At 59.1% G+C, this 22,156-nt stretch carries 19 protein-coding genes and 1 other RNA gene; 11 read left to right on the top strand and 9 right to left on the bottom strand.

Annotated features, from left to right (window positions below):
* The 4 genes from topA to VMU57_RS02030 all read right to left on the bottom strand — a co-directional run.
* Nucleotides 1–2,213, bottom strand: a 2,213-nt coding sequence (topA, locus tag VMU57_RS02045; RefSeq protein ID WP_325380285.1) for a type I DNA topoisomerase, incomplete at its 3' end; no start/stop codon positions are given.
* A 240-nt stretch (nucleotides 2,214–2,453) separates the two neighbouring features.
* Entirely contained in the window at nucleotides 2,454–3,578 is a 1,125-nt protein-coding gene (gene dprA, locus VMU57_RS02040) for a DNA-processing protein DprA (RefSeq protein WP_325380289.1), read from the bottom strand.
* 96 nt (nucleotides 3,579–3,674) lie between these two features.
* Nucleotides 3,675–4,424, bottom strand: coding sequence for a hypothetical protein (locus tag VMU57_RS02035; RefSeq protein WP_325380283.1), 750 nt, complete (start codon nucleotides 4,422–4,424; stop codon nucleotides 3,675–3,677).
* 57 nt (nucleotides 4,425–4,481) lie between these two features.
* Nucleotides 4,482–4,694: a DUF3565 domain-containing protein gene (locus tag VMU57_RS02030; protein ID WP_325380281.1), complete on the bottom strand. Its 213-nt coding sequence runs from the start codon at nucleotides 4,692–4,694 to the stop codon at nucleotides 4,482–4,484.
* Between the two features lie 39 nt (nucleotides 4,695–4,733).
* Between VMU57_RS02030 and VMU57_RS02025 the strand changes: the two genes are divergently transcribed.
* Both VMU57_RS02025 and VMU57_RS02020 read left to right on the top strand, forming a co-directional pair.
* Nucleotides 4,734–5,609 carry a menaquinone biosynthesis protein gene (locus VMU57_RS02025; RefSeq protein ID WP_325380279.1) on the top strand — a complete coding sequence of 292 codons (876 nt, stop codon included), beginning with the start codon at nucleotides 4,734–4,736 and terminating at the stop codon, nucleotides 5,607–5,609.
* A 73-nt stretch (nucleotides 5,610–5,682) separates the two neighbouring features.
* Nucleotides 5,683–6,426 (top strand): YqaA family protein, encoded by a 744-nt coding sequence (locus VMU57_RS02020; protein WP_325380277.1) that lies wholly within the window; start codon nucleotides 5,683–5,685, stop codon nucleotides 6,424–6,426.
* 26 nt (nucleotides 6,427–6,452) lie between these two features.
* Here VMU57_RS02020 and VMU57_RS02015 read toward each other — a convergent pair whose 3' ends face one another.
* Together VMU57_RS02015 and ffs are read right to left on the bottom strand one after the other, a co-directional pair.
* Nucleotides 6,453–7,475, bottom strand: coding sequence for a beta-ketoacyl-ACP synthase III (locus VMU57_RS02015; protein ID WP_325380275.1), 1,023 nt, complete (start codon nucleotides 7,473–7,475; stop codon nucleotides 6,453–6,455).
* A 140-nt stretch (nucleotides 7,476–7,615) separates the two neighbouring features.
* An RNA gene (ffs, locus tag VMU57_RS02010) (signal recognition particle sRNA small type) lies at nucleotides 7,616–7,713 on the bottom strand.
* A 106-nt stretch (nucleotides 7,714–7,819) separates the two neighbouring features.
* Here ffs and VMU57_RS02005 point away from each other — a divergent pair.
* From VMU57_RS02005 to VMU57_RS01975, 7 genes are all read left to right on the top strand, one after another.
* Nucleotides 7,820–8,881: a pectinesterase family protein gene (locus tag VMU57_RS02005; protein ID WP_325380273.1), complete on the top strand. Its 1,062-nt coding sequence runs from the start codon at nucleotides 7,820–7,822 to the stop codon at nucleotides 8,879–8,881.
* Nucleotides 8,882–8,948: 67 nt separating this feature from the next.
* On the top strand, nucleotides 8,949–9,683 hold the full coding sequence (locus VMU57_RS02000) for a hypothetical protein (RefSeq protein ID WP_325380271.1): 735 nt from the start codon (nucleotides 8,949–8,951) through the stop codon (nucleotides 9,681–9,683).
* A gap of 40 nt (nucleotides 9,684–9,723) precedes the next feature.
* Nucleotides 9,724–10,875 carry an FUSC family protein gene (locus tag VMU57_RS01995; RefSeq protein ID WP_325380269.1) on the top strand — a complete coding sequence of 384 codons (1,152 nt, stop codon included), beginning with the start codon at nucleotides 9,724–9,726 and terminating at the stop codon, nucleotides 10,873–10,875.
* Nucleotides 10,876–11,207: 332 nt separating this feature from the next.
* Nucleotides 11,208–11,768, top strand: a complete 561-nt coding sequence (locus VMU57_RS01990; protein WP_325380267.1) for a PEP-CTERM sorting domain-containing protein — start codon at nucleotides 11,208–11,210, stop codon at nucleotides 11,766–11,768.
* 139 nt (nucleotides 11,769–11,907) lie between these two features.
* Nucleotides 11,908–13,545 carry a 30S ribosomal protein S12 methylthiotransferase RimO gene (rimO, locus tag VMU57_RS01985; RefSeq protein WP_325380265.1) on the top strand — a complete coding sequence of 546 codons (1,638 nt, stop codon included), beginning with the start codon at nucleotides 11,908–11,910 and terminating at the stop codon, nucleotides 13,543–13,545.
* 176 nt (nucleotides 13,546–13,721) lie between these two features.
* Complete coding sequence (locus tag VMU57_RS01980) at nucleotides 13,722–14,069, top strand: GIY-YIG nuclease family protein (protein ID WP_325380263.1); 348 nt, start codon at nucleotides 13,722–13,724, stop codon at nucleotides 14,067–14,069.
* A 168-nt stretch (nucleotides 14,070–14,237) separates the two neighbouring features.
* Nucleotides 14,238–15,551, top strand: coding sequence for a VWA domain-containing protein (locus tag VMU57_RS01975; protein WP_325380261.1), 1,314 nt, complete (start codon nucleotides 14,238–14,240; stop codon nucleotides 15,549–15,551).
* Nucleotides 15,552–15,557: 6 nt separating this feature from the next.
* On the opposite strand, the gene VMU57_RS01970 is transcribed toward VMU57_RS01975, so the two are convergent.
* From VMU57_RS01970 to VMU57_RS01960, 3 genes are all read right to left on the bottom strand, one after another.
* Entirely contained in the window at nucleotides 15,558–18,257 is a 2,700-nt protein-coding gene (locus tag VMU57_RS01970) for an ABC transporter permease (protein WP_325380259.1), read from the bottom strand.
* On the bottom strand, nucleotides 18,254–18,601 hold the full coding sequence (locus VMU57_RS01965; protein WP_325380257.1) for a PadR family transcriptional regulator: 348 nt from the start codon (nucleotides 18,599–18,601) through the stop codon (nucleotides 18,254–18,256). The genes VMU57_RS01970 and VMU57_RS01965 overlap by 4 nt, the downstream gene beginning before the upstream one ends.
* A gap of 152 nt (nucleotides 18,602–18,753) precedes the next feature.
* Nucleotides 18,754–19,509 carry a CAP domain-containing protein gene (locus VMU57_RS01960; protein WP_325380255.1) on the bottom strand — a complete coding sequence of 252 codons (756 nt, stop codon included), beginning with the start codon at nucleotides 19,507–19,509 and terminating at the stop codon, nucleotides 18,754–18,756.
* 173 nt (nucleotides 19,510–19,682) lie between these two features.
* Here VMU57_RS01960 and VMU57_RS01955 point away from each other — a divergent pair, with 173 nt between their 5' ends.
* Nucleotides 19,683–20,456, top strand: a complete 774-nt coding sequence (locus VMU57_RS01955; protein ID WP_325380253.1) for an ABC transporter ATP-binding protein — start codon at nucleotides 19,683–19,685, stop codon at nucleotides 20,454–20,456.
* Complete coding sequence (locus VMU57_RS01950; RefSeq protein WP_325380251.1) at nucleotides 20,449–22,107, top strand: hypothetical protein; 1,659 nt, start codon at nucleotides 20,449–20,451, stop codon at nucleotides 22,105–22,107. The genes VMU57_RS01955 and VMU57_RS01950 overlap by 8 nt, the downstream gene beginning before the upstream one ends.
* The last annotated feature ends 49 nt before the right edge of the window (nucleotides 22,108–22,156 follow it).

Raw genomic sequence — 22,156 nt, 5'->3', positions numbered from 1 at the left:
ACGCGGCCGCAGTTGTCGCAGAACTCCTCTTCGGGAACGTCATCCGCACCCGGTGCGCTAAGGTCCGGTTTGGCGGCAAAGTTCTCCTTGGTGAAGTCGCAGCTCACCGGCTCGACAGTAATTTTCTTTCCCTCTTCGGCTGCTGCATTAATGGAGGCAGCCAACTCCTTCACGTCATCGACCTCTTTCGAGTATTCGATCACGTCGTCCGTCGTCGCCTTCACGATCATGGGGAACTCGAACGCAGACGTCACCTTCTTCGTGATCGCCTTCGCATCCTTCTTCCAAGGCCCCATCGCCACGGTCATAGGCTTGACCTTGGTGAAGTTGCTGCACGAGTAGAAGCTGCCGAACTTGCCCCACTTCAAGATGAGTGCGCTGCCGCACTTATCGCAGACTTCGTCGGTCGCCTGTTCCATGCGCTTGACGTCTTCCATCTGCGTACTGGCGACCTTCAACTCCTTCTCGAAGTGGTCGTAGAAGCTGTTCAACAGATCAGTCCACTTCTCCTCGCCTTCTTCCACCGCGTCCAGCTCGCCTTCGAGCGTCGCCGTATATTGCGTATCGAAGATGTAGGGAAAGTTCTTGACCAGCAGGCCGGTGACAACTGTGCCGATCTCGGTCGGCACAAACTTCGCGCCGATCTTCTTGACGTAGTCGCGGTCCTGAATCGTGTTGATGATGGAGGCGTAAGTCGAAGGCCTGCCGATGCCGCGCTCCTCCAGCACCTTCACCAGCGAAGCCTCGTTGTAGCGCGGCGGTGGCTCGGTGAACTTCTGCTCCGAATCGATCTTCTCCTTCGTCAACGCCTGTCCGTCGTTCAACGCAGGCAGCTTGTTGTCGAGCCCCTCGTCTTCGTCCTTCTTCTCAGCAACCTGCTCGTAGACCTTGAGGAAGCCATCGAACTTCATCACCGATCCGGATACGCGGAAGTCGTAGGTCTTGTCTGCCTTCGCGGCGATATCGACGGTCGTCTGGTCGAACACTGCCGGGACCATCTGCGAAGCAACAAACCGCTGCCAGATCAGCTTGTAGAGCTTGTACTGCTCTTCGCTCAAATTCTTGCGAATCGACTCCGGCGTAAACGCGACGTTCGTAGGACGAATCGCCTCGTGCGCGTCCTGAGCGTCTTTCTTGCTCTTGTACTCGTTGGGCTTCGCAGGCAGATACTGCGGGCCAAGATTCTTCTGAACATACTCTCGAGCCTCGACGATGGCATCGGGAGAGACGCGGGTCGAGTCGGTACGCATGTAGGTAATCAGGCCCACCGTACCTTCTTTGCCGATCTCGACGCCTTCATAGAGACGCTGCGCCACGCCCATCGTTCGGCGAACGTTAAAGCCAAGGCGGCTCGAAGCATCCTGCTGCAGCTTGCTGGTCGTAAACGGAGCCGTTGGGTTCCGCCTGCGTTCCTTGCGCTCGACCGAACGCACCGACCACTTGGAATGTTCAAGCTGCGCGACGACCTCCTCGATCCGCTTCTGGGTCGGCAGCGAGCTGGCGATGAAGAGTTCCTTCCCGTTCTCGTCGACGCCATTTGCGACACGCGCCGCTACGCCATCAATGCCTACAAAGCGTGCGACAAACTCCTGCCCATCGGTGCTGGGTTTCAGCGTCGCATTGATCGTCCAGTACTCAACCGGATTAAAGTTATTAATCTCCAGCTCGCGCTCAACGATCAGACGCAATGCCACCGTCTGCACGCGGCCCGCGCTCAATCCGCGGCGCACCTTGTCCCACAACAGCGGGGAGACCTGATATCCCACCAGCCGGTCGAGCACGCGCCGGGTCTGCTGCGCGTCCACCAGATTTTCATCGACATCACGGGCATGGGCGAACGCAGCCTTCACGGCCTTCTGCGTGATCTCGTTGAAGGTCACGCGGCGAATCTTCGACTTGTCCTTCATGACCGGCAGAAGCTGCATCGACAGGTGCGCGGCAATCGCCTCGCCTTCTCGGTCGGGGTCGGGAGCGAGGTAGACCATGTCCGACTTCGCCGCCAGTTTCTTCAACCGCTCCACAATCTTTTCTTTGCCGGGAGATACGATCAGCGTCGGCTCGAACGTCCGATTCTTCAGCTCCACGCCGATGTCGTTTTTGGGCAGGTCCATGATGTGGCCAATCGAGGCCTCCACCACGTAGTCGCTGCCGAGATATTTATTGATCGTCTTCGCCTTCGCCGGCGACTCCACGATCACAAGTGATTTAGCCATTCGTTCCCTTCATCCACCAAAAACCACTACCTTAAATAGAACTGCCGTTGTGCAGGATTCCAATGCGAACCTAACACGAGTTGCCAGAAAGATGCGAACCGGGCAGTTTCGCAAAACCCCTGACTGGTCCGAAAACTATACCCGACAGACGGCCTATCTTGTATTCGATAGACTATTCATCTTCTATTCCGTCTGCATCGTCTATGGGTAACATACGGGCGACTTATCCACAGGGTTCCGCTAAAACGAGCGCACATAATTCTTGCCCGGCAACTGCCGGATGCGCCCCGCAATCTCCAGCTCAAACAGCGCCGTGAAGATCTCCGCAGATCCCAACTCCGCCTCCAGCCGCTCAATCAGATCGTCCAGCTGTATCGATTCATCGTGCCTCAGCCGGTCCATCACCATCTGTTCATGAGCTGGCAGCGGCTTATTGCTAAATAGAGATGCAGTCTCCGCGATCTTCGATTCATTGCCGCCCGCCGCGCTTACCTCATCTTCCAGTTGCAGCCGTATATGCGAGGGCAGGTCTTCCCATACATCCTCCCACGTCGCGGTAAGCTTAGCCCCCTGCTTAATCAATGTGTTAGGCCCCCAGGCATTTTTGTTGGTCACGTTGCCGGGGACGGCGTAGACGTCGCGGTTCTGCTCCATCGCCAATCGCGCCGTAATGCGGGTCCCGCTGTACTCCGCAGCCTCGATGACCAGCACACCCACGCTCATGCCGCTCAAAATGCGGTTCCGAATCGGGAAGTTCTGGGGAGCGGGAAACGTTCCCAGCGGGTACTCGCTGACGATCGTCCCGCCGGAGGCAACAATATTCTCCGCCAGCTTCTTATTTTCCTTTGGGTAGATGACGTCGATCCCTGTTCCCCACACCGCGACCGTCTTGCCGCCTGCCTCAATCGCCCCCTTGTGCGCCGCCGTGTCGACACCGCGCGCCATGCCGCTGAAGATCACCAGTCGCCGGTTCGCGAGGTCCCGCGACAGCATCTCCGCCATGCCTGCACCGTAGGGCGAAGGATGACGCGTTCCCACGACCGCGATGCCCGGACGCGCCAGCAACTCTGCGTTACCGCGAATCCACAACACAGCAGGAGGATCGTAGATCTCGCGCAGCCGCTCCGGATAGGCCTCATCGTCCTGCGTCAGGATGCTGCCGCCAGCCTCGGTGACCCTGTGTATCTCGTCCTCCGCCGCCGCGTGCGCCCTGCCCTCAAAGATGAACTGCGCCGACTGCGCGGGCATTCCCGCCGCTTCCAACTCGGTCAGGGAAGCCTCGAACAACCGCTCCGCCGCGCCAAGCGCTTTTACCGCTCTTCCGATCCGCGTCGGGCCCATCCCCGGCGTCAGTGTCAACGCCATCCATGCCGTCCGGGCCTGCTCCAATGACGCCCCGTTCCCATCATTCTGCTGCGACAAATGCACCCCTCCGAGCCCGAAATCCACAAAGCGTATCTTTCAACGGTCAGTTCGCCGCAAAGCTCCTGCCAGAACAAACGATCCGCCACACATCGCCAAAGCGATCATCCCGCTGGTCCATTCATTGCCATTATGCGGCGACGCCATAATTCTAGGCGTATGAAGCACGACCACCCAGAGCAGGAACATCAATCCAAGCAATGCCGCAGCCAGACGCCCCTGTATCCTCGTCGCCAGACTCAAGGCAGCGGCGATAAACGCCACTCCCACAAAATAAGACCAGAACAGATGACCCGGAATCCATGCAGGGATCAGCGTCGCGATGAACTTCGCGTACATGAAATGTTGGACCCCAACGACCACCAGCGATGCCGCGAACAGAAATCGTCCAGCCAACACCAGGCTCTCCCAGGACATGGAGTTTGATAACTCCAGCTCACCGGCCAACACCAATGCGGCCGCGCCCAGTGCCATCACCTCGGCCCCGCTCGTCCACGGGCCGGGGTCACGCAGATTTGCAACCACCTTAGGCAGAAAGACTATCAACACCCGTAATAGAAAAACTGCTGCCAGCACAACCGTCGCAGCTCGTGCCCACATCTTCGCCACGATACAAACGCCGGCGACAACGAATCCCCCACCAATCAACCATGCCCACGCACCAGTCTCAGCAGTCCACGGAGGTCCGGGAGCCGGCCCCGTTCCACGCGAGTGTAAGAGGTACAGCAGTCCAAAAAGCACCATCGCCACGCCGAACACAATGCGGCCAAACCGGCTTAATCCGTCCACAGTCGAACCCTCCAGATAGCAAATCACAACAATTTCGCGACCGTCATGAATCCTACCCTACGACTGGCCCTTCGGAGGGCTTAATTCCTCGTCGCACTTCTTGCACTCCATCATCCGCCCAATTCGCTCAGCCCTCGACTCTTCGTGCAACACCCACTCGCGCACCATCCACGGTGGATCGTGGCGTACATGCTGTCCATGTCCGCACTCGAGCTTCGCTGCCCAGTGTCCCTCTTCATCCTGATAGAAGCCGACTATCGCACGCTGCATCGAAAACCTCCCGTCCTCATCTATTAAACTAGTACCAGCTTGCCTAAATCATCCCATCCCGTCCGCGTAGCTGCCATCAATTTTCTCAACCCCGCGCCTCTCATGTGGGACTTCGAGCACCCGCCGCTGGCGGCAAAGCTCGCTGAGCGCTACACCCTGCACTACACCAGGCCAGCGCTCTGCGCTGACGAGTTGCTCGCAGCCCGGGCCGATCTCGGCCTCATTCCCATCGCCGAACTTACGTCTGATCTCGCCATCGTCTCCGGCTGCACCATCGCCTCGCTCGACCGCGTCCGCTCTATCCAGCTCATCGTTAAATTGAAATATGGGAAGCAAACGCACCCCCTCGAAGCCGTCCGCACCATCGCAGCCGATACCGCATCACGCAGCTCACTCGCCTACGCCAAAATTCTCTTCCGCAAGTTCCTCGGCACGCAGCCCGACTTCATTCAGCATCCCGCCGATCCCGTGGCCATGCTCGAGCAAGCCGACGCCGCGCTCCTCATCGGCGATCCCGCCCTGCTTGCGCTCGAATCCCGCGAGCAGATCGAGCAAGCCGTCGGCCCCTGCCAGTGGATCGACCTCGCCCACGAGTGGACTACGCGCACCGGCCTGCCATGGGTCGCCGCCGTCTGGGCGGTGCGCCCCGAGGCCCTCAGCCTCGGTCACATCACCCCTGCCGAGATCACGGACGACCTCAACACCTCACGCGACCACGGCCTGGCTCATATTGAAGACCTTGTGCAGCAGTGGACGCCGCGCATCGCTGTCCCGGCTGAAACCATCCGCCACTACCTCACCGAGAACATCCACTACACCCTTACCCCCGACTGCATCCGCGCCATGGAGCTCTTCCGCAGCTACGCCGCCGAGATCGACGCGCTTCCACCTCTCCCAGCCCTTCGATTTCTGTAGCCCGTCAACCCGTCGCCGGAATATTCCCGATCCGCGCGGAGACTTGCGATCTTCTGTTAGCGTCATACTGACCATGAAATCCCCTGCCGGCATCGCAGCGATCACCGCAGCCGCAACCGGATCGGCGAAGCATAGCCTCGCCTTCCTTCTGGCCGCCGCACCGCATCGCCACTCCGGCAGGTTCTTCCACCTTCTTGCCAGCTTCGGCGTGTTTGGCATCTTCCTGGTATCGATCGTCGACTCGTCTTTCGTTCCGCTTCCCGTCCCTGGCGTCACCGACATCATGCTGGTCATCTTTGCGGCCCAGAAGTCCAATTGGATTCTGCTCGTCCTTCTCGCCACCGCAGGCTCCGCGCTCGGCGGCTATCTCAGCTACCAGGTCGGTCATGCCGGAGGAATGCAGTTTCTCGAAAAGCACGTCCCCGCGCGCATCTTCAAAAACATCACGGCATGGATGGAAAAGCACGCCTTCCTCGCCATTGCTCTCCCCGCTGTCTTGCCGCCGCCCATGCCGTTGTCGCCCTTTGTGCTGGCAGCGGGCGCGCTAAAGATGTCCAGGAAGAAGTTCCTTACCATCTTCACGCTCAGCCGGGGAGCGCGCCATGCATTCACCGTCTGGCTCGGCATCCACTACGGCAAACACGTTCTTCATCTCTGGAGCCACTTCTCCGCGAAATGGGCTACCCCGATCCTTATCGTTATCTGGACAGCCATCCTCATCGGTTGCGCCATCGCCTTCTGGAAGATCTATAAGACATCGAAAAGCGTCGGCTCCCACTCAGCGGGCCTGCCGGACCAATCCGAGACGGCAATCTAAAGACGGCAATCTAAACCTGCCCCAGCTCAAAACTCCCACTGCAACAGCGTAGCGCCCACCGTAAATCCGGCTCCCACGCTTGCCAGCAGCACCAGGTCGCCCTTCTTCAGGCGTCCTTCTTCGAGCGCCGTGTGCATGGCGATCGGAATCGTGCCTGCGGTCGTGTTGCCATAGCGGTCGATATTGATGACAACACACTCCTCCGGCATCCCCAACCGCTCGGCCGTCGAGAGAATGATCCGCTTGTTCGCCTGGTGGGGAATAAAGCAGCTCAGGTCCTTGCCGGTCACGCCGTTCCGGGTCAGCACCGTCTCCCCAGCCTCCGCCATCTTGCGTACGGCAAACTTGTAAACCGCCTGCCCCTCCTGATGCACGTAATGCATCTTCGCCGCCACGGTCTCGGCGGTCGACGGGTGCAGGCTTCCGCCTCCGGGCATATTCAGCGCTCCCGCGCCCGAGCCGTCTATCTCGTGCCAGTAGTCAACCAGCCCAACCTCTCCCTCGGCGCAGGGCTCCAGCAGAACCGCGCCCGCGCCGTCGCCAAAGATCACGCAGGTAGCCCGGTCGGTGTAGTCGATGATCGAGCTCATTACATCAGCGCCGATTACCATCACCTTCTTGTGCATCCCGCTTTCCACCAACTTCGCGCCCACCTGCAAGGCGTAAGGAAAACCCGAGCAGGCAGCCGAGAGGTCGAACCCCCATGCACCCTTCGCGCCCAGCTTGTCCTGAACCAGGCACGCTGTCGCCGGAAAGAACATATCCGGAGTGACGGTGGCGACAATAATTACCTCAAGCTCGCTGGCCTCGATGCCGCGGGCCTCCAGGCACCGCTTGGCCGCTTCTACCGCAAGGTCGCTGGTGGCCACGCCCTTCTCCACGATGTGCCGCTCACGAATCCCCGTGCGCTCGACAATCCACTGGTCGTTGGTCTCCACCATCTTTTCGAGATCGGCATTGGTCAACAGCCGTGGCGGAACATAAGCACCCACCGAACTGATCTTCGCTCTTACGTGCACTTGCGGTTTCAACGTCAAACTCAAATTCATCACCTCGTCAACAACCAGAATACAAAACTATTCGCCATCAACACTATCCGCTGTAAGACGTACCATCCTCGGCCACAGACGCAGCATTCCGCGTCCATCGTCCGTGCTTCAGATTTTCAGAGGAGAAAGAGAGGGAGAAAGTGTACCGGGCGACCCACTGCGCCCATACTTGCCCGTTACCGTTGCTTCCTTCCGGACCTGGCGGGGTTGGCGGGATTACGTCGCGTAGGACCCGGCACAACACCATCCTAACATCGCCGGGCCGTATGCCAAAACCGTGCGATAACAGCCCACGTGTCGTGAGGATTGCCATCAACCTGCTCTGCCGCATACGCTTATGCATCATGCGATTTGTCCTACCGATTTTTCTCGCTCTCGCGCTCACAGCCACCGCACAAGACGTCCACGTTCGCGTCTCCCACGACGTCAAAACCGGTATCGAGGCCACCACCGAGTTCCCCACCGTCCAGATGGCGATGGACCACCACCCCTTCGCCGGACCCGCCCCCGGCAAGGATGGAAGACCGGCCCGCGTCTATATAAAGATCGCCCCCGGCACTTATCACGAGCGCGTCATCGTCACCCAGAACCACTCCAACATCACCTTCCTCGGTATGGGCAAGTCGCCCGAAGACGTCGTCATCACGAACTCGCTGAACGCAAAGCAGGCCGGGGGCACCTTCTTCACCGAAACCGTCGAAATCAACGGGCCCGGATTTGAAGCCGACAACATCACCTTCGAGAACACCGCAGGCAACACCGGGCAGGCCGTCGCCGTTGCCAACCGCAGCGATCGCTCCATTTTCAAACACTGCCGCTTCCTCGGCCATCAGGACACACTCTTCGCCGACTACGGCCGCCAATATTACGTCGACTCCTATATAGAAGGCGGCGTCGACTTCATCTTCGGCAACGCCACCGTCATCTTCGACCACACCGAGCTTCACGCCAACGGCCCCGGCTATCTCACCGCGCAATCGCGCACGGCGGCCGACCAGACCACCGGCTATGTCATCCTCAACAGCAAGGTCACCAGCGGCATCGACCACGCCGCACCGCCCATCAGTACCGACGCCAACATTGCCGGAGCGCGATCCATCGCCTCCGCTCAAGGCGCAATCGGCCTTGGCCGACCCTGGCGCCCCTACTCCCGCGCCGTCTATATCAACACCGAGCTACCCAGCGATGTACGCCCCACTGGCTGGAACAACTGGGGCAAAGCCTCCAACGAACAGACGGCCTTCTACGCAGAGTCGAACAGCACCGGCCCTGGCGCAAACCCCAGCGCACGCGTTCCCTGGTCACATCAACTCACAGCAGCGCAGGCAAAACAATTTCTGCCCGCAAGATTCCTGCGCGGCAAAGACCACTGGAATTCGATAGCCGAGGCGGCCAAACTGCCATAACTATCCTCTCGAAGAGATTTCTCTCCACTCCCACCTTCGCCAATTTGCTATCGTCATCTTCAAGCCAATGATCTTTCCCCCACCTCTCGCGTTGCTGCTCTTCCCTGCCATGCTCCTGCTGCTTGAGCTTGGCCGCCGCTTTCGTCTCAGCCGAAAAGATCCTGTCCAAAGCAACGCCGTCGAAGGCGCGGTCTTTGCCCTCTTCGGTCTGCTACTGGCCTTCACCTTCTCCGGAGCGGTCACTCGCTACGACGCGCATCGCCAGCTAATCACGCAGGAGACCAACGACATCGGCACGGCCTACCTTCGTCTCGATCTTGTCGCTCCCCAGGCACAGCCCGCTCTCCGCCAGCTCTTCCGCGACTACGCCACCTCGCGCCTCCATCTCTTCGATGCTGTCAGCGAAGAGGTCTCGCCGGAGAGTCAGCACCTTCAACGCGAGATCTGGCGGCAATCCGTTGCGGCCGCGGCGGCACCCGGTAGTAGCGCAGACGCATCCAAACTGCTCCTCCCCGCCCTCAACGACATGATCGACATCACAGCCACGCGTCAGAATGCATTCAACATGCATCCTCCCATCGTCGTCTTCCTGCTTCTCTTCACCTTCAGCCTTGGCTGTGCCTTCCTGGCGGGATACGACATGACCGCCGTTCCGCGAAACTGGCTCTACATCGTAGCCCTCGCCGCCGCAGTCACTCTCACTATCTACGCCACGCTCGAGATCGAGTTTCCCCGGCAGGGGCTTATCCGCCTCAGCCATACCGACAAAACCCTCATCGATCTCCGCAGCTCCATGAACTAATCATCTTTCAGCCCAATGCGGCATCCTAAAAGAGACAAGAATGCCGACCACTGCCAATCTCCCTGTACCCGTTCGACGCGGCTACCTCGCCGACATTTACACCTTCGACTGGAAGCAACTCTCTTTTCGCACGCCGTTGATCGGCATCCTTTCCATCGGCCTCTGCCTCTTCGGCGGAGTCCTCTTCGGCCATCCCTCCGCCGGCCTCATCGCCGGTGGCGGAGCGTTCACCATCGGCTTCGGCGTGAATCAGCGGATCGCCGACTCACGTCTCTGGCCCATGATCGCCGCCACCGCGGCGGTCTTCCTCTCCACCATGATCGGAATGCTGGTCGGACACCGCGGCTTCACGCTTGTCCTCGCCGCGGCCATCTGGGGATTCACCTACGGCATTCTCACCGCACGGGCCGCGGGCATCAGCTGGGTCGGACAGCAATCTGCCATCACCCTCTTCGTCGCCTCCGCCTTCCCTGCCAACTTCCACTTCACGTTACTTCGATCGCTGCTCATCGGCGGTGGCGGAGCGTTGCAAATCCTCATCACCAGCATCTGCCTTCGCCTTCTTCCCGAACTCGCCGCCAACCTTCGCGCCATCCGCCAAACCAGCAGCGAAGAACTCAGCCATCTCTTCAGCAGCAACTTCGCCCGTTACCGAATGCTTCTGCGCCTGCGCGCGCTGCCCGAAAACCTGCTTCACATTCCCACGTTTCCATTCGCCATTCGCATGTCTCTCACCGTGGCGATCTCCGCCGAGGTCTACCGTCATCTCGGCGTCCAGAGCGGCTATTGGATTCCCATGACCGCGCTTCTCGTTCAAAAGCCGGCCTTCTCCGAGACCTTCTCCCGCGCCTTCCTCCGCGTAGGCGGGACCCTCGCCGGCGCAGTCCTCTCTACTATCTTTCTCATCCACATCCGCCCGGACCCCTACTATCTCGCGGCTCTGACCACCTTCTTCGCACTCTGGTCTTACGCCACCAACACCGTCAACTACGGCCTCTACACTCTCTTCCTGACCTCCTACATCGTCTTCCTGCTCTCGCTGAACAGTCTTCCCGGTCCCGTCATCGCGCATCGACGGGCTCTGTGCACCATCGCCGGTGGACTCATTGCACTCGTCATCCACGTCGATGCAATCCGGCGTCTTCGCAATCGTCAACGCACTCTTCCAGCGCAGCTGCCGTCGCAAATATAAATAGACGCCGCAGCAAAAGAGATTCATTCTCCGCGCCGGTGCGATCATGCAGGCAGCGGTTTGATTTCCTTGCGACGTCATTTCTTCCCATCCCCAAAATGCTTGCCAAAAATTTAAGAATTCTCGCTCAAGTTGCATTTTTTTGCACCCATTTCGTGACGGAACTGTGTCCGCAAGGTCCGCAAAATACGCGAAACGCAAACATCTGCGTGCGGCCCGCAACATCTTTCTGATGTGCATTTTTTTGCACGAAAGACGGCAAAATATTTCACCGAAAACATTCTTGTAGTATCTGCATCTATTGGCAGAGATTTACTTAGGAGATCTACCCCGTGCGTAAAATTCTTTCGTCCCTCGCAGTTATGGCCGCTCTCGCAGTGGTTCCTTCCGCCCTTCACGCAACCCCCATCACCGGCCAGTTTTCCATCACCGGCGCATCGGTTACGGATAACGGATCGTCCCTCACCTTCATCCCCAGCTCGATCACAGCAGGCTCGGCGAACACCCTCACCGGTGACTTCAGCACCCTGATCAACGAAAACGAAGCCGGGACCATCACCCAGGTCATCGACTACAACCCCTACGTTGCCGGCAGCGGAGTCATCACGCTGACGAACCCCAATGGGACGACGGTCACCTACACCATTGACACTCTTACAGAGACCGGCGTTAAAGGCTTCGATCTCTTCGAGGGAACCGGCATCATCTCCACCAATGCCGCTGGCTACGATTCGACTGCAGGAACCATTCTGTTCTCCAGCCAGGGCAACGGCACCGTGACCTTCTCGGCCACGACAACGGCTGCATCTCCCGTTCCCGAGCCCTCGACGCTCGCTCTCCTCGGCACCGGCCTGGTCGGTCTCGCTGGAGTGATCAAGCGCCGCTTGGCATAACTGCTTCAGCAGCACGCAACATCGCGGGCACAGTGAACAGGCTGGAAGACCAATCCGTTCACTGTGCCCGTGGCATTTAAAGCCTTATCAAGGTCTCCTGTCTACAAAAAGCAAGGAAAAACGCTATAATTAAGCTTCCGTGACTCCCCCCGCCATTCTCGAAGAGCTGACCCAGTCAGCACCAGCGAAACCCCGCCCCAAGATCGGCTTCGTCTCCCTCGGTTGCCCTAAAAACCTGGTCGACTCCGAAGTCATGATGGGCATGCTGCATCAAGCTGGCGGCGAACTCACCTCTCAGGCCGAAGACGCGGAGATCCTCGTCGTCAATACCTGCAGCTTCATCGACTCCGCCAAGCAGGAGTCGGTCAATACCATCCTCGAGATGGTGCAGCACAAGCAGGCCAACGGCGGCCGCGCCCAGCGCCTCATCGTCGCCGGCTGCCTGGTCGAGCGCTACCGCGACGAGATCCAGAAAAATATTCCCGAAGTAGACGCAGTCGTAGGCACCGGCGAGCTCGAAGCCATCCTCGCCGCCGCCGGACTCACGCCCACCGGCCACGCCAACAACTCGCCCTTCCAGATCCTCACGCAGGCACAGATCGACCGCGCTCCCAGTGCCGTCCACCAGCACAGTCGCCCCGAGAGCGATGGCGCCCAGCTTCAGATCGAACAGGCCACAAAACTGGGTGTCCCACATCTCGATTCTGAGATGTGGGCACGGAGCGCCACCCCCTCCCGCCCCGAAGGCGACCTCCGCGAGCAGCAGGGCCGCTTCTCCCGCACCGCATGGGACGGAGCCACCGCCGCCCTCCCCGAATACCTCTACAGCGACACCACACCCAGAATCCTGACGACGCCAAGGGCATCGGCCTACATCAAGATCGCCGAAGGCTGCGACCACCCCTGCGGCTTCTGCATCATCCCGCAGCTTCGCGGCAAGTTCCGCTCGCGCCGCATGTCGTCGATCATCACCGAGGCCGAAAACCTCATCGCGCAAGGTGTCCGCGAGATCACCCTCATCGGCCAGGACACCACCTGCTACGGCGAAGACCTCGGCATCAAGGACGGTCTCGCCCAGCTCCTCGAAGCTCTCGCCGCACTTCCCGGCCTTCGCTGGCTGCGCTTCCTCTACGCCTACCCCAACAAGGTCACCACGCGCCTGCTCGAGACCATCGCACGCCACGACAACATCGCCAAGTACCTCGACGTCCCTCTCCAGCACGCCAGCCCCAGCGTGCTCAAGCGCATGAAGCGCGGCGGAACCCCCGAGGTCTTCCTCAAGCTCATCGAGAAGGCGCGCAGCATCGTCCCCGGCATCGTCCTGCGCACGTCGTTCATCGTGGGTTTTCCCGGAGAGACCGAAGAAGACTACAAACAGCTCGAAGCCTTCATCACCGCCGCGCAGATCGACTGGCTCGGCGTCTTCACCTACTCAGACGAAGAGGGCGCAGCCGCCTTCGAGCTTGCCTCTGAACTCAAGGTCCCCAAGCGCACCATCGAGGCCCGCCGCCGCAAGCTGATGAAGCTCCAGCAGAAGATCAGCGCCAAGTCCAAATCGAAGTGGATCGGCCGCGAGATCGACCTCCTCGTCGAAGGCCCCAGCGAAGAGACCGACCTCCTATGGGAAGGCCGCACCCCGCTGCATGCCCCCGAAATCGACGGCAAGGTCTTCATCAACGACTTCGGCCCCCACGAAGCCCTGGTCCCCGGCACCTTCTACCGCGCCGAGATCACCGAGTCCCACGACTACGACCTAGTCGCCCGCATCCTGGAATAAAACTCTTTCGCCACGAGAGCTACACCACTACAAAATCCTATAGTTGTCCATCTTCCGTCGCTAAAGCTATCGTTGTCCATCCTATAGTTGTCATTCTTCAGCTATAAAGCATAGTTGTCATTCTTCAGCTATAAAGCTATAGTTGTCATCCTTCGCCGAAGGCGGAGGATCTGCTTTTGTCTTGTCTTTTGTTTTTCCCTTCCGCCATGCACTACGACGACCACGAATACTACGTTTACATCATCGCGAGCCGCTCGCGAAACATTTACATCGGAGTTACCAACGATCTCCGGCGCCGAATCACAGAACATCGCGATGGGAAAGCGGACAGCTTCACCGCCAGATATCGAATCCATCGCCTCGTCCATTGCGAACGCTTTCAGTACATCAACAATGCAATCGCTCACGAGAAATATTTGAAACACTTCACGCGCGAAGAGAAGATCGCATTGATCAAATCCACCAACCCGACATGGGAAGATCTCGCGTCCGAATTATTTCCTGCGTTCCCGCCTGTCTCCTAGAGCGGCCCCCAACCCAAAGATAAAAGCAGATCCTCCGCCTTCGGCGAAGGATGACAATAAGGGAAAGTTCGACGAAACTTATCTCTCAATACAGAAGCACCACCCGATACGTCATGAATCCCGGGCCCGTCTGCACTCTCGGCAGCATGACGCAGCAGATGGAGGGATATGCCCGACGAAGTCGTCAAAACCATGCCGATGCAGTTAGGCGCACCTTTGCGCAAGGTTCTTGTCCTGTGTTGTCTGGGATTGTTCGCCTCCGCATACACCGCCGCTCAACAAGTAGCACCCAAGCCACAAGGCTCCCCCTACAAGATTGAAGTAGCCGTCAACGAGGTGCTGGTACCGGTTGTCGTTCGCGACAAGCAGGGACACTTGGTGCGCGATTTGAAAGAAGAAGACTTCCACGTCTTCGATAACGGCAAGCCCCATCCTCTCTCTGCCTTCACGATCGAAGAGCGCATCGGAACCGAGCCCCGCACCGCAACTAAATCCGAAAGCAGCGCACTCTCCACCACTCCGCCGCAACCCGTCACCGTGTACCCGCGCTCCATCGTCTTCCTCTTCGACGACATGCACCTGAGCACGCAAGAGATGGAACGTGCAAAAAACGCCGGTGCGGCCTTGCTTGCAGGATCGCTCGTCGATTCGGACATAGCCGCCGTGGTCTCGCTCTCCGGGCGAACCAACAGTGGACTGACACGCGATCACGCAAAGCTGCACGATGCGATCATGAGCCTTAAACCGGAACTGATCTACCAGACTGGCAATGACGATTGTCCAAAGATCACCTACTACCAGGCCGACCTGATGGAGAACAAGCACAACAGCACGGCAGAGCAGGACGCAGTAGCTCAGGCATTCCACTGCGACCCCAGAATAACGATTGGGGTCGCTCAGTCGCTGGCAGAGGGAGCAGCCCGACGCGCTCTGATCATGGGGCATCAGGATGCTCAGGTGGCGCTTGCCAACATGCGAGAGCTGGTACGACGAATAGCCACCCTACCCGGACGACGTATGCTCGTTCTGATATCTCCGGGCTTCCTGACAGTTGAACCAGATGTCCTGACCCAGGAATCGCAGTTGATCGACTTCGCTGCCCAGGAAGATGTGACCATCAGCGCCCTGGATGCGCGCGGAATTTACACCACGGCATTGACCGCAAGCGATGACGTCCACGGCGCTCCCATCCTGTCCAGCAGCGAATTCCGCGCAGGTTCGATGAGGTCGGTCGGAAACGTGATGGCTGAACTCGCCGACGGAACCGGCGGCAACTTCTTCAACAACAGCAACGATCTCGGCGCCGGCTTCAAGCGACTCACCGAAACACCCGAGTACGTATACCTTCTCGAACTCCCACTCGACCACATCAAAGCCAACGGCTCCTACCACCGTCTGAAGGTGAAGGTCGATCGCAGCGCCGTGCGGGTACAGGCGCGTCGCGGTTACATCGTGCCCAAGCCCATAAAGAAGAAGAAATAGCTTCCTTCATTCGTAGCGGAGCGCCGTCACAGGATTGACGCGCATGGCCCGGTGCGCCGGAATGTATGACGCTGCAAGGGCAACCAGCGAAAGAAGCACAGCGACGCAGACAAAGGTCAACGGATCGGTAGCGCTGATGCCAAAAAGAAGCGACGACATCAGGCGAGTGATCACGAGCGACGCAACAATGCCGAGGACGACTCCAACACCAGCCATACGTGCGCCTTCGCCTACCACCAGCCGCAAAACATCGCTGCGCTGAGCGCCAAGCGCCATGCGAATGCCGATCTCCTGAGTGCGCCGCGTAACCGAGAAGGCCACAACACCATAGATGCCGACGGCAGCAAGAGCGAGGGCGGCCACACCGAAGAGCCCCACCAGAAGAAGCAGAAAGCGGCGGTCTGCGAGCCAGCCACCCATCTCGTCCGCAAAGGTAGAGAACTTGACCGGAACATTGGGAGTGAGTTCGTGGAAGATGTCGTGCGCGGAGGCGACGATCTCCCCTGTCGGCGCATCGCTGCGCATGATGATCGTTGGCGACGCATTGGCGTTCATTCCGCGCTGGCGGTAATCGACATAAATGATGGGGCTTGGAGGAAAATTGAGGCCACGCGCGCGAACGTCCCCGGCAATGCCAACGATGGTGAGTGGCTTCAGATTGTCATCCATATTGCCGAAGTCGATCATCTGTCCGATGGGGTTTTGGTTCGGCCAGCGCTGACGGGCCAGCGACTCGCTGATCACGGCAACATTCGGCGAATCGAAGCTATCCTCTTCGCCGAACAGCCGCCCGCGAATAAGCGGAATACCCATGGTGCGGAAGTAGCCTCGGTCCGCAATAGCATACAGAGCTTGACCGGTTTGCGAACGATTTTGAGCAATCCGACCAAAGTCATCAAAGTTTGCAGGCGGCTTCTGGCCATTGAGGATCAGGAAAAGCCCGTCGGGCAGATCATCGCCAGCCGCGACGGGCATCGCGCCAGCGACACCCACGGTCTCCGCACCGGGAATCGCCCGAAGACGAGTCGTGATCTCATCCAGCAGATGAATCTGGTGCGTTAAAGCTGAGGCCCCCATCGCCACTTGCCCCTGCGGAATCGGAAGCGAAAACTCCATCGTGATCAGGTCCTGTTGACGAAATCCGGGGCTCGTCGAGATGAGCCGCATAAAGCTGCGCCCCAGAAGGCATGCTCCCACCAGAATCACAAGTGTCGTGGCAATCTCGCCAACTACCAAAAAGCCGCGCAGCCGCTGGCCAGCACCCTCCCCGCTGTAACTGCGAGAGCCCGCACTCAATGCCTCCTGCAGATCACCTGCGGCAGCACGCCACGCTGCAAAGAGCCCAAGCGAAACCGCAACAACGATCACCGCACCCAACGCGAACAGCAGAACCGATGCGTTGATCGCGATGCCTTGTTGCCGCGGCAGGTTCGCCGGAAGAATTGCAGGCAGTATGCTGACCGCCGAAGTCGCGATCAAAATGCCCAGCGCTCCTCCAGCGAATGAAAGCGTTAGTGATTCGACAAGAAACTGTTGAACCAGGCGGCCGCGGCTCGCACCAAGCGCCGCACGCACGGCCAGTTCCTTGCGACGTGCAGAGGTGCGCGCCAACAGCAAGCCGGCAACATTGGCGCATGAGATCAGAAGCAAGAGACCCACGGCTCCCAGAAGAATCAGCAGAGCGGTTCGCACATCTCCCACCATCGCGTCAGCCAGTGGCACAACTGCGGCATCGTCGAGATCAGCCTCTTTGCCGTACTGCTGTTTTATGCGACGAGCAATCGTGCTGAGATTCGCGCGCGCCTGGGCGACGGTGACGCCATCGCGGACACGACCGATCCCGCGCCAGTTATGCGCGCTGCGGCTGGGAAGCTCCGGATTAAGCTCACTGGGAATCCATGCCGCGACACCTGCCGGAAAATCGAACTCCGGCGGCATCACTCCCACAACGGGATAGACCGCTCCCTCCATGCTCAAGTGCAGTCTGGAGAGGTCTGTCGCGCTGCCGAGATATCGCTGCCAATAGCCATAGCTCACAATAGCGGCCGGCGTGCCATGCGGGCGCTGCTCGTCCGATACAAAGACTCGACCGCGAAGAGGCTCGACGCCGAGAGCTTTAAAGAAATCGCTGGAGACCGCCGCGATATCGACACGCACCGGCTCGCTGCCGCCGGAGACAGAAGACAGCCCATCTTCATATCCCGCCAGACTCGCAAAGGTATTGTTCTGTGTACGAAAGTCGTCGAAGTTCGAACCAGCCATGTTCATGCGATGACCATCGGGAGCCTGCTCCCACACGCGTACGATCTTCTGCGAGTTCGGATAAGGAAGCGAGCGCAGCAGAACGGCATCTACAACCGAAAAGGTTGCCGTGGCTGCGCCGATGCCAACCGCCAGGGTAAGGATGGCAACCACAGCAAATCCCGGGTTTCGCAGGAACATGCGAAGGGTATAGCGCAGGTCCTGCAACAAGGTTTCAATGAATGGCAGCCCTTGTTCAGCACGGTAAGTTTCCTTGATGGCTTCCACAGCGCCAAACTTCAACACTGCCTGACGGTGCGCCTCAGACTTCGGCATCCCTGCACGAAGATTGTCAGCGGTCTCAAGCGCTAGATGTTCCTCGATCTCTTCCCGCAGCCGTTCTTCCTGCTGGCGTCTTTTAACCGAGGTGAATAAACGTGTAAGAAAGCGCCTGAGCGATCTCATGACAAATCCTCCGCCTTCACAGCGAAGAACCGCCCAATAATCGCCGCTGTCTGGTTCCAGCCGTGCGTCTCAGCCTGCAACTGAACCCGTCCCGCCCGAGTTAGGCGGTAGAAACGTGCCCTCCGGTTGTTCTCTGAGGCACCCCATTCAGAGGCAATCGCTCCCTCCTGCTCAAGCTTCAGAAGCACGGGATACAGTGTTCCCTGGTTAACGGCAAGCAGGTCCCCGCTGATCTGCTCGATCCGGCGAGCGATCCCATAACCGTGCAGCGGCCCCAGAACATCGAGCGTCTTTAGCACCATCAGCGCCAAAGTTCCTTGCAGGACATCCGTCTTCTGTTTCATAGAGAACGACCTCTTGGTTTCCAACAGGGATCCTTCCACAACTCATCTTGGAAAGCAACAGGAAAATTTCCACGAAATTCGCGCCCTTGAATGCGGCTCTGGAATTAGGCTGCTTCATAGGCTGCGGCAAGGAAATCTCAACGAAGCGATGATCAGTACAGCAGCACAGCCACCCGATACGTCGTGAATCCCTGCCCTGCCGGCGCGCTCGGGCAAGCTCCCACCGCAGCCGAGTGATAGCTCCCCTGCGATATCCGTTGCACCAGCACATCCGGCAGTTGCCCCGGATTCGACCCCTCCCAATGCACCACCAGCTTTGCGCCTTCTGCTGTATTGCTTTGGCTCTCGCAATTGGACCGCGCCGCCTCCGTCATCTTCACCGAACTGATGCCAGCCTTCTCGAGAGCCTGCATCACCTGCCCTTCAACCTCGGCACGCTTCGGCGTTGGAACGCTATGAGCAAAATCCTCCACCGCATACAACAACCCTCCACTCTCGATCACGCCAATCCCAACAACGTTCATCTTCGGATCGAGAAGGTTCCTCCGGTGCGTCGGTGTACTCATCCACTTTTGCTGCAACTGCGCCGCAGTCTGTCCCCTGCCCGCAAGATTCTCCGCCACAGCGGAGAAGTGTGCTCCCGCCTCTGCCGCTCGCGCGATCATATCCGGCTCCCCCGGATACTGATGTTCCATATCGCCCCCAGCCGATACCATGAGCGTCGCATGCTTCCGCGCCGCACGCGCCAACGCACTGTTCCACGTCAGCGGAGCCACGCCATGCGCAGCCCGAAACTGGTTCGCCATCTGCAACAGCGCACTCTCGGCAGGTGCCGCATCCACCTGCGCCATGCCCGTAGACGCCGCCATCAGAACACCACACAACACAATCACAGATCGTCGAATCACACTCACCCCCGGCCTCCTCAAAGACTTGCAAACTCTCTACCGCAAGCTCGTCGCAACCTGTTGTAAGCGTAATCCTCCTCATACTGAAACGCATATTTTTCTCACATCTCACCCCTATGTAGTATACTATTTTAGGTAGAAAGCTACACCGCACGAGCACAGGGGAAGACACCATGCTTGAACTCAGAAATGTATCGAAGACCTATCGCAGCATTCCCGCTGTACAGAACGTAAGCTTCACCTTGAAAGAGGGCGAAATCCTCGGCTACCTGGGCCCCAATGGCTCAGGGAAATCGACCACCGTAAAGATGGTGATCGGCCTGATTCAGCCGAGCAAGGGCAAGGTCTTCTTTGCGGGAAAAAATATCCACGACGACCTCGCCTCCTATCGCGCACAGCTGGGCTACGTGCCCGAAGAGGCGCAGGTCTACAACCACCTCTCCGGGCTCGAGTACCTGCAACTGGTCGGACGCCTACGCGGCATGCAGGAGAAGTTGATCGAGCGCAAGGCACGCGAGCTGCTTCATCTCATGTCGCTCGAGGCAGCGCAGTACTCGGCGTTGTCCGACTACTCCAAGGGGATGAAGCAGCGAGTCCTGATCGCGGCGGCGCTGCTGCACGATCCCAGACTAATCGTCTTCGACGAGCCCCTGTCCGGCCTCGATGCCACTTCGGCACGCCTGTTCAAAGACCTTCTGGGATTGCTCGCACGCGAAGGCAAGGCAATCCTCTACATCTCGCATGTGATGGAAGTAGTCGAGCGCGTATGCAATCGCGTCATCGTGCTGGCCAAGGGCAAGGTCGTTGCCGATGCCGCGCCGGACGATCTCACCCGTCTGATGGAGCTACCCACGCTCGAAAGCGTCTTCGCGCAGCTGGTGCAGCAGACCGACACCGAGCAGGTAGCGCAGCACATGGTCGAAGTCATGAAGGTGCGCCATGGCTAAGAAATATCGCGTCACTCGCGTTCTGATCGATCATTTCTTCCGCCGCTTCTTCGACAACGACACCATCCAGGTCGATGGCGACACGCTCACCACCGTGATACGTGCCGTCTCCGTCGTAGCCATACCCGGCCTCATGGTCGCCTTCTTTTTGCAGAACCAATATCCGCGCCGACCGATGTGGGGAGCGATTGAGGACCAGTATTTCTTCGTGCTGTTTTCGTTTGTCGTCATGGGTGCCGTGTCCATCTTCGAATGGGAGATGCTCTTCCCCGACCGTCAGGACTTTCTGATCCTCTCACCGCTCTCCTTGAAGCCGATGCAGATGCTGGCAGCGAAGGCGGCGGCGCTGATCGGCTTTATGGCCCTGTTCCTGTTCGGCTGCAATTTCTTCGGAACGCTTGTGTTGCCCATGGTAAGCAAGGGCAATTTCTACCGCCAGATCTTTGCCCATGCAATCGCTGTATCGATGGCAGGCGTCTTTGCAGCACTGCTCTTTCTCGCACTGGGAGGTGTACTGCTCTGCCTGCTCGGCGGCGCACGCTTCCGCATGGTTTCGCCCATCATGCAGATGCTCTCCGTCACCGCGCTGGCGCTACTACTGCTGCAATATGCGCAGTATGGCGACTCTATGCAGGCGCTGTTGTCGAAGCCGCTGGGAATAATCCGCTGGATGCCGCCGCTCTGGTTTCTCGGCATCTACGAGCAGCTCCTGCGCGGAGACGCCGCACCCGCCTTCGCGCGCGAGATGTCACGTTTCGCCGTTCGCGGCACAGCGATAGCAGCGGCATTGGTCTTGCTGACCTACCCAATCGCATGGGCGAGAATGCACCGGATGGCCATAGAGGGCATCTCGCGCAGGCGGCGGCAGCCCTCGCGCTGGCTCGCCTGGCTCGTGCACAGCATCGTTCGGCGGCCAGGCGAACGCGCCGTATTTCACTTCATCGGACAGACCATCGCCCGCAACAATCGCTACCAGATCTATCTCGCGATGTACGGCGGAACCGGCCTCGCGCTGGCAATAGCATGCGCGGTCAGCTTTCCTGTCGAAGGCGGCACCCTCCACCCGGCCCTCTCCAACAAAGGACTGCACGCGGTGATGCCTCTGCTTCTGTTCTGGGTAATCGCTGGCCTGCGAACAGCCTTCGCCTTCCCGCTGAACCTCTCCGCACGATGGGTCTTTCGCATCACCGGCGTAAGTCTCGGCGAGTGCACCGCCGCAGCGCATCGCTGGGTGCTTTTATTCGCAACCGCCGTGATGGCATGCATCGTGGCCGCATTGCACTTCGCAGGCTGGGACACGCGGCAGCTTCTCGTGCAGACCGTATGCGGGCTATGCCTGTGCATCCTGCTGACTGACGGCTTCTTCTTCTTTCTGCAAAGCGTGCCCTTCAACCAGCCGCGAATGCCGGGCAGAACCAGCCTGCCGCTCATGCTGACCCTCTACATAGGTGTCTTTCCTCCATTCATCTTCGGCGTAATTTATACGGAGATGCAGATGGAGAGAAACCTCGGCAAACTTGTACTGCTGCTCATCGTCACTGCGACGATCCACGCCGTACTGCGGGTGCTCCGCAAGGGATACGAAGAGATCGAAGAAGAGATGGAGGGATACGACGGCGAGTTTCAACTCCTCGGCCTTAGCTGGAGATAGCACCCCCGCCCGTCCACACCCCGCCTGGAGCCGCCGGATTTACAATCGA

It is taken from the genome of Edaphobacter sp., assembly GCF_035532915.1.
Classification (GTDB): Bacteria; Acidobacteriota; Terriglobia; order Terriglobales; family Acidobacteriaceae; genus Edaphobacter.
The sequence above is the reverse complement of the archived record's forward strand: the minus strand, read 5'-3'. Positions and strand labels throughout refer to the sequence as shown.